The following is a 269-nucleotide window of genomic DNA, read 5'->3' as shown; positions in this document are numbered from 1 at the left end:
CCAGGTGCGGAACGTAAACGTCCAGATCTGATTATCGTCGAAGACTACCATATCCGCTGGCCTGGCCGGGAGACCTTGGCTTACGGAGAGCAATACGATGACAACCTAAAACGGCTGGTAGAGATGAAGTATGGAATAGATTCATTAGAACCAGAACAAAAGGAAGCTTATATCAAGATTGCTACTGTAAAAAGATTCTCTTTACTGGAAATCTATCAAGATGACGATGAGGGTAATACCGAAGGGGTGTACGAATTTTCACCGGAATT

Annotated in this window: 1 protein-coding gene; it reads left to right on the top strand. The window is 43.9% G+C overall.

Going from position 1 to position 269, the window contains the following annotated elements:
* The coding region (locus HMPREF3066_RS07715) for a VRR-NUC domain-containing protein (RefSeq protein ID WP_210385708.1) at positions 1 to 269 on the top strand (269 nt) is incomplete at both ends.

The organism is Neisseria sp. HMSC03D10, assembly GCF_001807625.1.
Lineage (GTDB): Bacteria > Pseudomonadota > Gammaproteobacteria > Burkholderiales > Neisseriaceae > Neisseria > Neisseria mucosa.
This window is presented reverse-complemented; position numbering and strand designations above follow the sequence as displayed.